The organism is Staphylococcus chromogenes (assembly GCF_029024625.1).
GTDB classification, from domain to species: Bacteria; Bacillota; Bacilli; order Staphylococcales; family Staphylococcaceae; genus Staphylococcus; species Staphylococcus chromogenes.
This window is the reverse complement of record NZ_CP118953.1, coordinates 1,655,439-1,668,623: the sequence shown is the minus strand read 5'-3', so window position 1 is coordinate 1,668,623 and position 13,185 is coordinate 1,655,439. Positions and strand designations below refer to the sequence as shown.

Genomic DNA, 13,185 nt, shown 5'->3' with positions numbered 1-13,185 from the left:
AATGAAAAAAATTGAATTACACATTACATTGCAACCCCAAGTTTTAGATACGCAAGGCCAAGCATTAACACGTGCGGTACATGATTTAGGTTATACACAAGTAGACGATATTCGTGTCGGAAAAGTTCTCTATTTAACAGTGGATGAAGCAACAGATGAAGCTGTCCATAATGTAGTGACGACATTAAGTGAAAAATTATTTGCGAACACCGTAATAGAAGAATATAGTTATACCATTTTAGAGGAACCTTCAGAAAAGGAGAATGTCTAATGAAGTTTGCGGTACTCAAATTTCCTGGATCAAATTGTGACCGAGACATGTATAACGCTGCTTTAAAATCAGGGGTAGAAGCCCAATATGTCGATTATCGTGAAACATCATTAGAAGGTTTTGACGGTGTATTAATTCCGGGTGGTTTTTCATTTGGAGACTATTTACGCTCAGGCGCTGTGGCGAGTGTAGCCCCTATTATTCATGAAGTGAAACGTTTGGCTAAAGAAGGTAAACCTGTACTTGGGGTATGTAATGGTTTTCAAATTTTAACTGAAATCGGCTTATTACCAGGCGCATTATTACATAATGATAGTCATTTATTTGTTAGTCGAAACGAACGCTTAACGATTACAAATGCAGACACCCCTTTTACACAACGCTATGAAGTAGGGGAAGAAGTTATTTATCCTGTTGCGCACGGTGAAGGACATTACTATTGTACTGAAGAGATGTATCACGATTTAATTCAGAATAATCAAATTATTCTGAAATACAAAGAGAATCCGAATGGCTCTTATCAAGATATTGCAGGTATTGTTTCAAAAGAAGGTAACGTCTGTGGGATGATGCCTCACCCTGAACGTGCACTGGAAACTATTTTAGGAACAGATAGTGGTGTGAAATTATTTGAATCAATGGTAGAAAGTTGGAGGGAACAACATGTCTAAATTTTTAGAACCTACGGCTGAAGAGGTAAAAAGCGAAAAGTTATACAAAGATATGGGGTTAAGTGAAGCGGAATATGAAAAAGTTCGAAGCATACTACAACGTGATCCTAACTTTACTGAAATCGGTATTTTTTCGGTAATGTGGAGTGAGCATTGCTCGTATAAACACTCCAAACCCTTCTTAAAACAATTCCCAACTACTGGTGAACATGTCTTAATGGGGCCTGGTGAAGGTGCAGGTGTCGTTGATATTGGAGATGACCAAGCAGTCGTATTTAAAGTTGAGTCCCACAACCATCCTTCAGCCATTGAACCCTACCAAGGTGCTGCTACAGGAGTTGGAGGAATAATTCGTGACATTGTTTCAATAGGTGCACGTCCCATCAACCTTTTAAATAGTTTACGTTTTGGTGAACTCACTGAAAAAACGAATCGTCGCCTATGTCGTGGTGTTGTTGCGGGTATTGGTGGATACGGAAATTGTATCGGTATCCCTACGACAGCAGGTGAAATAGAGTTTGATGAACGTTATGATGGCAACCCTCTTGTCAATGCGATGTGTGTCGGTGTAATAGACCATGACATGATTCAAAAAGGGACAGCCAAAGGAGAAGGCAATTCTGTGATTTATGTCGGTTTAAAAACAGGTCGCGATGGGATACATGGGGCGACGTTTGCGTCAGAAGAGTTGACAGAAGAAAGTGAAAGTAAGCGCCCATCTGTTCAAATCGGTGATCCATTTGTAGGTAAGAAATTAATGGAAGCGACTTTAGAGGCTATTCAATATAAAGAGCTTGTCGGTATTCAGGATATGGGCGCAGCAGGTTTAACTTCTTCCTCCTCTGAAATGGCAGCTAAAGGCGGTAGCGGTATTCATTTAGAATTAGAAAAAGTTCCAGTAAGAGAACAAGGGATTTCACCTTATGAAATGATGCTTTCAGAAACACAAGAACGTATGTTATTAGTCGTAGAAAAAGGGACGGAACAAAAATTTTTAGATTTATTTGAGCATTATGAGCTCGATAGTGCAGTCATTGGTCAAGTCACTCAAACGAATCGATTCGTATTGACTTATGACGGGGAAGTTTTTGCAGATATCCCAGTTGAGCCACTCGCTGATGAAGCACCTGTTTACATTTTAGAAGGTGAAAAACCAAACTATACACCTGAAACACGTGATTATTCAAAAATTGATGAAGATGAAGTATTTAATAAGTTATTAGTACACCCAACCATTGCGTCTAAGCGTTATTTATATTCTCAATACGATCAACAAGTGGGTGCGAACACTATTGTGAAGCCAGGATTGCAAGCCTCTGTCGTTCGTGTTGAAGGCACAAACAAAGCCGTCGCTTCAACAATTGATGGTGAAGCACGTTACGTATTTAATCATCCCTATGAAGGCGGAAAAATGGTAGTGGCTGAAGCTTATCGTAACTTAATTGCAGTGGGTGCGAAACCTTTAGCTATGACAGATTGCTTAAATTACGGTTCACCAGAGAAAAAAGAAATTTATCAACAATTGATTGATTCAACACGAGGTATGGCTGAAGCTTGTGAAGTGTTAAAAACACCTGTGGTTTCCGGAAATGTTTCTTTGTATAACGAAACACGGACGTCATCGATTTTTCCAACACCTGTTGTAGGCATGGTAGGACTTATTGAAGATATTGATTACCTTAAAAACTTCCACCCTCAAGCGGGAGACACACTTTATATCGTAGGCGACACAGTGGCGCACTTTGGGGGAAGCCAAATTGAAAAATTATTATATCAACAAGTGAATCATGAATCAGAACATATTGATTTAATACAAGAAGTGCATCGCGGAGAGGCAATCCGTGAAGCCATTCGAAATGGACAACTATCACATGTTCAAACAGTAGGTAAAGGCGGTGCATTAATTACTTTAGCTCGAATGAGTGCGTACTATGATCTAGGAATTGACGCTACTTTACCATTTGAAAAAGCAATGTTCTTTAGCGAGACGCCAGGACGTTATATTGTGAGTGTCAAAGAAGGACAAACATTCAACATGAAAGACGCGATTAAAATAGGGACATTTGTTGATAAGGATGTCTTTAAAGTTCAAAGTTCAGATGCAGTGATTGAACGTCAAAAATCTGAAATCAAGCGTGAATGGGAAGGAGCAATTGAGGCATGTATGACATCCGCGGATTAAATGAAGAATGCGGTATTTTTGGAATATGGAATCATCCTCATGCAGCACACTTAACGTATCTTGCATTACACAGTTTACAACATCGAGGTCAAGAAGGTGCTGGAATTGTGTGTTCTAATGGAGAACAGCTTTTTGGAGCGAGAGGAATGGGTTTATTAACGGAAGCCATTTCTGATGCTCAGTTGCAATCTTTAGAAGGCTATCCGCATGCGATTGGCCATGTCCGTTATGCTACGACGGGTGCGAGTGAAGTTTCAAACGTGCAACCGTTTTTATTTAAACACTCGAAAGGCGATCTTGGACTAGCTCATAATGGGAATTTAACAAATGCCCTTCAACTTCGACGAGCGATTGAATCCACAGGGGGGATTTTTCAAACGACGAGTGATTCAGAAGTCCTTGCGCATTTACTCATAAAAGGGAACTCAAAACATATTAAAACTAATCAAAAGGCGGCTTTAAATCAAATGAAGGGAGCCTTTAGCTGTGTCATTTTAAATGAACAACAATTAACCGCGACACGTGATCATCGCGGTGTGCGCCCTTTAATGTTAGGTAAAGTTGATGGCGCATATTGTGTGGCGAGCGAAACATGCGCCTTCACAGCTATCGGTGCGGAGTATATTCGAGATATTGAGCCAGGAGAACTTATTACGTTTTCAAATGAAGACGACGTTGACTACGATCATTATACATCTGATATTGACCATCGGATGTGTTCTATGGAATATGTTTACTTTGCAAGACCCGACTCTGAGTTTCGTAAACACTCTATTTATCAAGTGAGAAAAGCACTCGGGAGACAGTTGGCGAAAGAGATGAACATCCAAGCGGACATCGTTATCGGTGTTCCGGATTCTTCATTACAAGCAGCAAAAGGGTTTTCAGAAGCATCAGGCGTACCGAATGAGCAAGGTTTATTAAAAAATCGCTATATTGGACGCACATTTATTACACCGGATCAAGCGGTGCGAGAGCGTCAAGTACGAATGAAGCACGCCCCGATACGCGATGTGATTGAAGGTAAACGTGTGGTCGTGATTGATGATTCAATTGTGCGTGGAACTACGAGTAAACATATTGTCAAAACATTAAAATCTGCAGGAGCAAAAGAAGTGCATATGGGCATTTCGTCGCCCCCGCTTAAAAATCCATGTTACTACGGCATTGATGTTTCTACACATGCTGAGTTGATGGCAGCACAATATGAGCTCGATGAAATTCGAGATATGATTGGGGCAGATTCACTCACGTATCTATCTGTGGAAGGCATGCACTATGTCTTTAAACAATATGGTTCAAAGGGTGAGTGCAATGCATGCTTTACAGGCAATTATCCTATTGAAATCGTGGACCACGAACTACCCGTAGCTAAAGAATTAAAGCGTAGAGGAGTGTAAAGAAATGGCTGAATCGTATAAACAAGCAGGTGTAGATATTGAAGCGGGTTATCAAGCAGTGAAGCGTATGTCGAGTCATGTTGAACGTACAATGCGCAAGGAAGTTCTCGGAGGTTTAGGAGGATTTGGAGCGACCTTCGATTTATCTCAATTGAACATGAAAGCGCCTGTGTTGGTTTCAGGAACAGACGGAGTTGGTACCAAATTAAAATTAGCGATTGATTATCAACGTCATGACACGATTGGCATTGACGCTGTAGCGATGTGTGCCAATGATATATTAACGACAGGGGCAGAACCTTTATATTTTCTAGACTATATTGCGACGTACAAAGTCATCCCTGAGGTCATCGAACAAATCGTTAAAGGCATCAGTGATGGTTGTGAAGAAACAGGCATGGCTTTGATTGGCGGCGAAACAGCAGAAATGGGAGAAATGTATCATGAGGGTGAATATGATGTTGCTGGTTTTGCTGTAGGTGCCGTTGAAAAGGATGAATATATTGATGGCAGTCAAGTCAAAAAAGGGGATGTCATGATTGGCTTAGCATCAAAAGGGATTCATTCTAATGGTTATAGTTTAGTGCGCAAACTGATTGCAGAATCAAATATTAATATAGATGATACTTTTGCTGAAGGGGAATCCTACTTAGATGTCTTTTTAAAACCGACAGCATTATATGTGCAACCTGTTTTAGAAGTAAAAAAACAAGTAAACATTAAAGCCATGACGCATATTACAGGAGGCGGATTTTACGAAAATATACCACGTGCGCTTCCTGAGGGTAAAACAGCAGTCATTAATACCGCTTCATTTCCAACACCGCGTATTTTTGAATGGTTAGCACAGCAAGGCAATATCACTACAAATGAGATGTACCACATTTTTAATATGGGCATTGGTTATACGATGGTTGTTTCTAGTGAAGACGAGACAAAGGTTCACGAGATTTTAAAACAATCAAAATGCGAGGCCTATACTATCGGGTACATTGATGAAACGTCAGAACCGATTCAACTGATGGGGGTGTAAATTTGGTTAAAATTGCCATTTTTGCTTCTGGCTCAGGCACTAATTTCGATAATATTATGCAAAAAATCAGCACAGGTCTCCTTAGTCATGTAGAAGTTATCGGCCTTTTTACAGATCAACCTCAAGCGGCCTGTGTGGAACGCGCGCACAAACACAATGTGAAAGTTTATGCCTATGACCCTAAAACTTATACTTCCAAAAAAGAGTATGAATCAGTCATTTATCAAACGCTGAAACAAAATGGGGTGAAATGGATTGTTTTAGCGGGTTATATGCGGTTAATAGGAGAAACGTTATTAAATGCTTATGAAGGCCATATTTTAAATATTCATCCTTCACTGCTACCTAAATATAAAGGAAAGCATGCGATAGAACAGGCGTTAAACAACAGGGAACAGACAACAGGGACAACGGTACATTATGTAGATGCAGGTATGGACACAGGGGAAATCATCGCTCAGCGGGAATGTCCGATTTATCCAAACGATCAAATTTCAGACCTTGAACAACGTATTAAAACTTTAGAATATGAATTATATCCAGAAGTCATTCAAAAGATTATTCGATAAGGAGATTTCTAAATGAAAAAAGCAATTTTAAGTGTGTCAGATAAAACAGGAATTGAAGATTTTGCGGAAGGTCTTGTTGCCCAAGGATTTGCATTATTTTCGACGGGGGGAACATTACGTGCGATAGAATCTGCAGGAATACCTGTGGCTTCCGTTTCAGATTTAACACATTTTGATGAAATCATGGATGGGCGTGTCAAAACACTGCATCCTGCAGTTCATGGAGGCATTTTAGCTGATCGTGATAAAGAAGAACATTTAGCGCAATTAAAAGCTCAAGATATCGAATTAATTGATATGGTGGTTGTGAATTTATATCCTTTTCAAAAAACAGTAGAAAACCCGGATGTGACTGAAGCTGATGCGATAGAAAATATCGACATTGGGGGCCCTACAATGTTAAGAGCTGCTGCGAAAAACTTTAAACATGTGACAACCGTGGTTCATAGTGAAGACTATGAGGAAGTCCTTCGTCGTCTGAAAACAGATACATTAGACGAGGCGTTTCGTAAATCACTGATGCTCAAAGTATTTAAACATACGGCAGATTATGATAAGGCGATTGTGAATCATTTTAGCCAAAATAAAGAGCAATTACGCTACGGTGAAAATCCACAACAAAGTGCATATTTTGTGCGTACTTCTAATCATCCGAGTACATTAGCTGGGGCGATTCAACATCATGGAAAACCTCTAAGCTATAACAACATTAAAGATGCAGATGCAGCACTCACACTTGTGAAACGGTTTGAAACGCCAGCTGCTGTTGCAGTAAAGCATATGAATCCATGTGGTGTTGGAATAGGTCAAAATATCGAGAGTGCATTTGAACATGCGTTCCAAGCGGATAGCACTTCTATTTTCGGAGGAATTGTTGCACTCAATCGTCCAGTCACAAAATCTTTAGCAGAACAATTGCATCAAATCTTTTTAGAAGTTGTTATTGCACCGTCATTTGATAAAGAAGCACTGGAGATTCTTTCGCAAAAGAAAAATATTCGCTTATTGGAAATTCAAACAGATGCGACACAAGATGAACAAGAATTTGTATCAGTTTCTGGTGGATATTTAGTACAAGACAAAGATAATCAAATCACGCCTCAATCAGAAATGACCATCGTCACTGAGCAGGCGCCAACTTCAAAACAATGGGAAGCACTATTGCTAGGATGGGAAGTCGCTAAAGCAGTGAAAAGTAATGCGATTGTACTTGCAAATGATCACCAAACCGTCGGCGTTGGCGCAGGGCAAATGAATCGTGTCGGAGCAGCAGAAATAGCGATACGTCATGCGATTGAAATGAATGAGAATGTCGTTTTAGCTTCAGACGGCTTTTTCCCGATGGATGACACTGTTGAATTGGCAGCAAAAGCGGGAATAAAGGCTATCATTCAACCAGGGGGATCTATTAAAGACCAAGCATCGATTGACATGGCCAATCGTCATGGAATTGCTATGGTTATGACAGGAGTCCGTCATTTTAAACATTAATGGAGGCTATAAAAATGAAAATATTAGTTATCGGTAGTGGTGGGCGAGAACATGCCATTGTACAAAAAGTAAGCCAGTCACCGCATGTAACGCATATCGATGTTATTCCTGGGAACGATGCAATGGCAGAATTGGCAACGATCCATCCGACTATAGTAGAATCAGACCAAAAAAACATTGTTGAATTTGCACGGCAAGGTCAAATCGATTGGGTAATCATTGGGCCTGAACAACCATTAATCGATGGATTAGCTGATCGTTTAACAGAGGCCGGCATAGATGTGTTTGGGCCTAAACAAGCTGCTGCACAAATAGAAGGCTCAAAATCATTTGCAAAACACCTTATGGAAAAGTACCAAATTCCAACGGCTACTTATCGTGAAATTGAGACGAAAACAGAAGCACTTGAATATGTTGAAACTTGTGAACTTCCAGTGGTTTTAAAAAAAGATGGATTGGCAGCAGGTAAAGGAGTTATCATTGCGAAAACACGTCAAGAAGCCCGAGAGGCTGTAGATACGCTCTATCCACAAGAGCGTGAAAAAGTTGTTTTTGAAGCCTTTTTAGAAGGTGAAGAATTTTCAGTGATGACGTTTGTCAATGGGAATTATGCGGTCCCTTTTGAAACCATTGCACAAGACCATAAGCGTGCGTTCGATAATGATCAAGGACCTAATACAGGAGGAATGGGGGCCTATTGCCCCGTACCTCATATCAGTCAAGAGGTTCTGAAACAGGTCAATGACCGCATTGCGCAACCTATCGCACAGGCCATGGAAAATGAAGGCTATCCTTATTTTGGTATTTTATATATTGGTGCCATTTTAACTGATGAAGGACCAAAGGTGATAGAGTTTAATGCACGTTTAGGCGATCCAGAAGCACAAGTGTTGCTCCGACGTTTAGAAAGCGACTTTATGGAACATATATTAGAATTAAAAGCTAAGCAACCGATTTCTCAAAAATGGAAAGCTGAAGCGGTTGTCGGCGTTATGTTGGCTTCAAAAGGTTATCCAGGCACATATCAAAAAGGATATGAGGTTACAGGATTTGAAGATGCGCTAGAGCATTATATTGTGAGTGGATTAAAACGTGATGGCGGTGTGTTTAAAACGAGTGGGGGTCGCGTGATATTAGCACTTGGTGAGGGCGCAACTATAAGAGAAGCACAACAAGCTGCTTACCAGCGTATTTCTAAAATAAACAGGGAAGGTTTGTTCTGCCGTAAAGATATTGCGGATAAAGCATTGTTATAATTGAAATCCTCTTAAAAATCGATAAAATCTAGGACATCTGTATAGAAGTGTCCTAGATTTTTTGGGTTAGTTTACTTTTTTATACAAGGCTTCTTAAAAAGTTTTCCCACTTTGAGTTTGAACTTTATAGTGAGTAAATCAGTCTTTCATTGCCTTTTCTATATAAAAACCGGCTCTGTGTCCAATGGAATGGTCACATTAAATTAAGGAATTATGCAATATTGGATTGCCAAACGCCTTTTTTCGTTATGGGAGTATAAAGACTTAAACATATATTGCTATTTTGATACCACTTAACTCCATACACCAGAGTCAGTAAAATAGTTTTTATAACTTAGAGTTGTGATTAAATATAGCGAATTTGATTGGTTCCTAGCCGAGACTTCTGAGATATCTAGCCGAAACCGAAAATCCATTTTTAGATTTTTCACTTACTGCAATAAAATTAGTGGCAGTAGCTGACTGGATTACGTATGCGCTTTTCAAGCTTTACGCAACTTACACTATGGACCACTTATTCACGCATGTTCATAGGTGTACTGAAGACGTAACTCATTACATTTCTAACGTCTTCATGCACCGGCAGGCATTACTACGAAATCAGATAGATTTCTGTAATGCTCCAAGAAAAACGAGGCTTTATGGAACAATCAAATTAATGAAATTAATTATACACCAGTCTGATATGTTATAGACCAAAAAAACACGGGTTGGGGCGACCCCAACCCGTTTAACGGGAAATTTCCTTTGCAGATGGAAAGTTAGGAAAGGAAATGGTGTGCCTTTTCACATCATCGAGATCGTGAAAACGCAGCATGTTTATCGTACGTCTAAAATACCTGTAATTGGTATAAATTGACTTAATAAGAAAGCGAAGGTGACTATAACAATCACACATCCAATAAGCCCTAAATCACGAAAACTAAAAGATGTTTTATAGTAATAAGTACGAGGCCCATCACGAAACCCTTTCATTTCCATGGCGACGGACAACCGATGCGCCTTACGCATGTTTTGGCTCAGTAACGGGATAAGTAAATGGAAAATACGTCGTATCCCACGATAATGTTGTTTTTGAATGATTTGATATCTCATTTTCAAAGCGTTTCGAAGTTGAAAAAAAGACTCAATAATCATAGGTAACATACGAAACGCAGCCATAAAGGCGTAGGCTATTTTAGGTTTTACACGCAAGTGCTGCATAAAACTATAAAATACGGTAATAACTTGGGAAGAAAAGGCAATGGACAGTCCGAAAAAGCTGACTACAAGCGTTCTTAAAGAAAGGTGTAGACCACGAACGAGACTTTCCACTGTAATATGCACAAACCCAAATTTGAACAATTCGTGTTGGCCTGACCCGTAAAAAATCATAAATAATGATGAGCTTAGCGCAAATAGTAACGTAAACGCTACAAATCCCATCAAAATGTGTAATTTAGCGCCGCTCATGAATAACATAAATATAAACATAAGCGCGACAAGATAGAGCATCACATCAAAATTGTGTATAAAAATGACCATGAAAAATAAGGCAATACCGATAAATAACTTTGTAATAATATTTACATCATCCATAAAAGTATGACGTGTCTTCCATGATTCAATCATTGCACATTCCCACTTTCATACATTTTCTCATGGTCTATAATAAAATGTTTAGAAGGATAGCGCGCAATGATTTCAGGGTCATGGGTAATCATAATAATTGCTTGACCTTTTTGAATACGTTCTTGAAATAAGTCAATAAGCTTAAACGTATTATGACTGTCTAACCCAAAAGTAGGTTCATCCAATAAGATGATATCTGCAGAAGTACTCAAAGCTACTGCAACGCTTAAACGACGTTTTTGTCCCATTGATAGTTCGAATGGATGCTGGTCTTTGACATGCGTTAAATCTAAATGCGCTAAAATATCTTCTACTTCCTTTTGGGCGTTGACTTGATCAAAGTGTGTAAAATTAATTAATATTTCGTCATACACAGAGTTTTGAAGGAATTGAAGTTCTGGATTTTGATAAACAAGAAACAGATGAGAGGCGGCAAATTTAAGTTTACGCACGGGTGTATGATTAAAGGTGACCGTTCCTTTATAAGGAATGAGTTGCATTAAACTCTCAAAAAAAGTCGTTTTTCCTGTTCCATTTTTTCCAGTAATAATCGCCCAATCCCCAGCTTGAATTTTAAAATTTTCTACTGTGTACAATGTCCTTTTCCCTCGTTGAATGACGCCTTCATGGAAATGTAATTCGAAAGCGGGGGAAGTTGTATCTGTTAATAGTGGTTTGGGCGCATGATTCCAAGCTTTTGGATGCCACACACCATATTCACTTAAGATGTCTTCGTAGTGCTCTAAAATATCATTTGGCGCGCCTTCTTGAATGATTTGCCCATGTTGATTCATTAAAATGACACGATCGACGTAATCCCAAATGTGTTCTACTTTATGTTCGACAATCAATACGGTTTGATCTTTCCAAAGTGTACGTAAGAGTTGCCAAAGATTTTCTGTTGCTTCAGTATCGAGCATTGCTGTAGGTTCATCTAAAAAGAGCGTGTCAGTTTGTTGAAGCAATGTTCCAGCAATCGCGAGTTTTTGTTTCATGCCTCCACTGAGTTGATGAATAGCTTGCTTTGGATTAATATCAAGACCAACTGCTTCTAGTGCTGCTTGGATTTTCGCATCCATTTCTTTTCGTGGTATTTGTAAGTTTTCAAGAATAAATGCTAATTCTTCATTTACTTGTGGCATACAAAACTGTGCATCAGGATCTTGGAAAATAACGCCCGCATTTTGTGAAATGGTTAATGAATCGTATTTCATAGGTAAATCAATTAAGTGGGGAACAATTCCACTTAAAACATTTAATAGTGTACTTTTACCAGAACCAGAAGGGCCTAGTAAAAGTACTTTTTCTTTATCTTTAATTTCGATATCGAGTCCATCAAAAATTTTATGTGGCGCACTCGGGTATTTTAATCGTAAATTTGTTGCTTTTAACACCTGGCATACTCCTTATAACGTGTCATAATCCTCTTTTGATGCAGGACGAAATAATTTCGTAACTCCGGTTTTGTCTAGTGCTTTTACAAGAAAATAAGGGAACACACCTGCAAGTATCGCACCACTAATTAAACGGAAAACAATGAGTAAAATTAAATTCCATGTCGCTACTTCATTCAAATAACCATAATACCAATCTACTGGAAAGCTAATGAGCGCAGCTGCCATACCTGCAAGTAGACTTACCATAAATGTACGAGATTTGTATTTGAAAATCGCAAACACAATTTCACAAGCTAAACCTTGAAGAATGGCATATATAATAGTAGGAATATCAAATCGACCCATGACAATGGTTTCTCCAGCACCCGCTGCAAACTCAGCAATTAAAGCAATCCCCATTTTCGGAATGATTAAATAAGCGACAACGGCTGCAGCAAACCACATGCCGTACATCAGTTGATCAATATGCAATCCGATAGGTTGAACCGTATAATATGCAATCCACCAAATGTTATAAATGACTGCAAAAATGACCGCAATAAGTACAGTAACCAAAATATCAGATAAAGTTAACCCTTGCTTCTTACGCATAAATATCCTCCTCAATAAAAAACACAGCACCTGAACTAGGTACTGTGTGAAAGTGTATTTGAAACTACAAATCATTATTGAGAACGGAAGAAGACATACGTCATCTGTTGAATTTGAGTTGTCATCACACTTTCCTACGCTAGTATCATCTAGTTCAGGTTCAAAGGGTTTGAGGTGAATACCTCATCTCAGTTTTCACACCCCTAGTGCGTTTCTATTTAATTAATAACGTTAATATACACCTGACTTGTGCGAATGTCAATGTTATGAAACGGGTAATATTCATTGAAAAAAAGTCCAGTTTTAAATTTTTAACATGTGATTCAAACAATATATAATCACTATAATGCAAATCAAAAAAGAGACGGGCTTATTCGCTCGTCTCTTAATATTGAGATACTTTAATAATTAGTCAAAAGTACTTTGAATATCGTCTTTCGTTTTTTCAACGCCATCTTTTGTGTCGTCTTTTTTATCTTTTAATTCTTGTTCTTTGTCTTTAGCATTTTCTGCTGCTTTTTTAATATCTTCTTTAGACATGATACATCGCTCCTTTAATGTATTCTTCTAAAAACATTCCCGTATTTAAAAATAATAAACATGAGAAGAAAGGGTACAAACATATGTAACTTTTGGTATAATACAGGAATGTAAAATTCGTACTAAAAAAGTATGTTTTAAATTGCTACAAAAAGATAATATATTTAAATACA

General features: G+C 38.6%; 12 protein-coding genes and 1 riboswitch. Of the genes, 8 read left to right on the top strand and 4 right to left on the bottom strand.

Annotation, left to right across the window (positions count from 1 at the left end; all coding sequences use genetic code 11):
• Window position 1: 1 nt before the first annotated feature.
• From purS to purD, 8 genes are read left to right on the top strand one after another with little or no spacing between them, the layout of a single operon-like run.
• Window positions 2-271 carry a phosphoribosylformylglycinamidine synthase subunit PurS gene (purS, locus tag PYW36_RS08160; protein ID WP_037571855.1) on the top strand — a complete coding sequence of 90 codons (270 nt, stop codon included), beginning with the start codon at window positions 2-4 and terminating at the stop codon, window positions 269-271.
• Window positions 271-942 carry a phosphoribosylformylglycinamidine synthase subunit PurQ gene (gene purQ / locus PYW36_RS08155; RefSeq protein WP_037571853.1) on the top strand — a complete coding sequence of 224 codons (672 nt, stop codon included), beginning with the start codon at window positions 271-273 and terminating at the stop codon, window positions 940-942. Before purS ends, purQ begins: the two co-directional genes overlap by 1 nt.
• Complete coding sequence (purL, locus tag PYW36_RS08150; protein ID WP_103159445.1) at window positions 935-3,124, top strand: phosphoribosylformylglycinamidine synthase subunit PurL; 2,190 nt, start codon at window positions 935-937, stop codon at window positions 3,122-3,124. Before purQ ends, purL begins: the two co-directional genes overlap by 8 nt.
• Window positions 3,103-4,524, top strand: coding sequence for an amidophosphoribosyltransferase (gene purF, locus PYW36_RS08145; RefSeq protein WP_037571849.1), 1,422 nt, complete (start codon window positions 3,103-3,105; stop codon window positions 4,522-4,524). The genes purL and purF overlap by 22 nt, the downstream gene beginning before the upstream one ends.
• Before the next feature lie 4 nt (window positions 4,525-4,528).
• The gene (gene purM, locus PYW36_RS08140; RefSeq protein ID WP_037571839.1) at window positions 4,529-5,557 is read left to right on the top strand and encodes a phosphoribosylformylglycinamidine cyclo-ligase; all 1,029 of its coding nucleotides are present in this window, start codon (window positions 4,529-4,531) and stop codon (window positions 5,555-5,557) included.
• A gap of 2 nt (window positions 5,558-5,559) precedes the next feature.
• Window positions 5,560-6,126 (top strand): phosphoribosylglycinamide formyltransferase, encoded by a 567-nt coding sequence (purN, locus tag PYW36_RS08135; protein WP_037571836.1) that lies wholly within the window; start codon window positions 5,560-5,562, stop codon window positions 6,124-6,126.
• 12 nt (window positions 6,127-6,138) lie between these two features.
• On the top strand, window positions 6,139-7,617 hold the full coding sequence (purH, locus tag PYW36_RS08130) for a bifunctional phosphoribosylaminoimidazolecarboxamide formyltransferase/IMP cyclohydrolase (protein ID WP_037571833.1): 1,479 nt from the start codon (window positions 6,139-6,141) through the stop codon (window positions 7,615-7,617).
• Between the two features lie 14 nt (window positions 7,618-7,631).
• Complete coding sequence (gene purD / locus PYW36_RS08125; RefSeq protein WP_037571830.1) at window positions 7,632-8,873, top strand: phosphoribosylamine--glycine ligase; 1,242 nt, start codon at window positions 7,632-7,634, stop codon at window positions 8,871-8,873.
• Window positions 8,874-9,692: 819 nt separating this feature from the next.
• On the opposite strand, the gene PYW36_RS08120 is transcribed toward purD, so the two are convergent.
• The 4 genes from PYW36_RS08120 to graF form a co-directional block, all read right to left on the bottom strand.
• Window positions 9,693-10,484, bottom strand: a complete 792-nt coding sequence (locus PYW36_RS08120; protein WP_037571827.1) for an energy-coupling factor transporter transmembrane component T family protein — start codon at window positions 10,482-10,484, stop codon at window positions 9,693-9,695.
• The gene (locus tag PYW36_RS08115) at window positions 10,481-11,878 is read right to left on the bottom strand and encodes an ABC transporter ATP-binding protein (RefSeq protein WP_103159444.1); all 1,398 of its coding nucleotides are present in this window, start codon (window positions 11,876-11,878) and stop codon (window positions 10,481-10,483) included. Before PYW36_RS08115 ends, PYW36_RS08120 begins: the two co-directional genes overlap by 4 nt.
• Window positions 11,879-11,890: 12 nt before the next feature.
• On the bottom strand, window positions 11,891-12,472 hold the full coding sequence (locus PYW36_RS08110) for an ECF transporter S component (protein WP_037571822.1): 582 nt from the start codon (window positions 12,470-12,472) through the stop codon (window positions 11,891-11,893).
• A gap of 114 nt (window positions 12,473-12,586) precedes the next feature.
• Window positions 12,587-12,687: riboswitch (TPP riboswitch) on the bottom strand.
• A gap of 193 nt (window positions 12,688-12,880) precedes the next feature.
• Window positions 12,881-13,012 (bottom strand): glycopeptide resistance-associated protein GraF, encoded by a 132-nt coding sequence (gene graF, locus PYW36_RS08105; protein ID WP_194434871.1) that lies wholly within the window; start codon window positions 13,010-13,012, stop codon window positions 12,881-12,883.
• Window positions 13,013-13,185: the final 173 nt, after the last annotated feature.

Coding starts and splice junctions, on each gene's coding strand:
- PYW36_RS08120 (WP_037571827.1), bottom strand. CDS start 10,484: ATGATTGAATCATGGAAGACACGTCATACTTTTATGGATGATGTAAAT.
- purS (WP_037571855.1), top strand. CDS start 2: ATGAAAAAAATTGAATTACACATTACATTGCAACCCCAAGTTTTAGAT.
- purD (WP_037571830.1), top strand. CDS start 7,632: ATGAAAATATTAGTTATCGGTAGTGGTGGGCGAGAACATGCCATTGTA.
- purM (WP_037571839.1), top strand. CDS start 4,529: ATGGCTGAATCGTATAAACAAGCAGGTGTAGATATTGAAGCGGGTTAT.
- PYW36_RS08110 (WP_037571822.1), bottom strand. CDS start 12,472: ATGCGTAAGAAGCAAGGGTTAACTTTATCTGATATTTTGGTTACTGTA.
- purL (WP_103159445.1), top strand. CDS start 935: ATGTCTAAATTTTTAGAACCTACGGCTGAAGAGGTAAAAAGCGAAAAG.
- purQ (WP_037571853.1), top strand. CDS start 271: ATGAAGTTTGCGGTACTCAAATTTCCTGGATCAAATTGTGACCGAGAC.
- graF (WP_194434871.1), bottom strand. CDS start 13,012: ATGTCTAAAGAAGATATTAAAAAAGCAGCAGAAAATGCTAAAGACAAA.
- purF (WP_037571849.1), top strand. CDS start 3,103: ATGTATGACATCCGCGGATTAAATGAAGAATGCGGTATTTTTGGAATA.
- purH (WP_037571833.1), top strand. CDS start 6,139: ATGAAAAAAGCAATTTTAAGTGTGTCAGATAAAACAGGAATTGAAGAT.